The organism is Rhizobacter sp. P2_H2, assembly GCF_056403375.1.
Genome location: NZ_JBFUFP010001867.1, coordinates 1 through 509 on the forward strand (window position 1 = coordinate 1; position 509 = coordinate 509).

1 pseudogene is annotated in these 509 nt (G+C 72.3%); it reads right to left on the bottom strand.

Annotated elements, in window-relative coordinates:
- Positions 1 to 195 precede the first annotated feature (195 nt).
- Positions 196 to 509 (bottom strand): annotated as a pseudogene (locus tag AC1D15_RS36675) (MFS transporter); the annotation flags it as partial.

The window sequence follows — 509 nt, forward strand, 5'->3', positions numbered from 1 at the left end:
TGGCCCGCGTGCGCCAGCACGCTTCGTGAACTGACTGTCGCCGACTGTTTGACCACAACGAACGAAGTGAGTGGCGGGAGTTTCGGCGACGGGCCATGAAACCAGTCAGCGCAGGGGAGTCGTCGCCCCGCCAGGGGCGATGACCGACCCGGCCGGCGAGCCACAGCCTCCCCACCCACGCCTTTGCACGCTCGATCAAGCCGCCGCCAGCCGCCCCGGCTTGTCCATCTGCGCCGACACCAGCACGACCCCGAGCGCCAGCACCGCGACGCCGGCGCCGAGCCAGCACAGATCGGTGAGCGGCCGGTCGGCGGCGATCAGCAGGCCGCCGAGCCAGGCGCCGCCGGCGTTGCCGAGGTTGAAGGCGCCCTGGTTCAGCGTCGAGGCGAGGTTGGGCGCCCCGACGGCGGTGTCGAGCACCCGCACCTGCGCGGCCGGGCCGATCGCGAACGAGACGATGCCCCAGACGAACAGCGTCACCATCGCCGGCAGCGCGAAGGGGGCGGTCC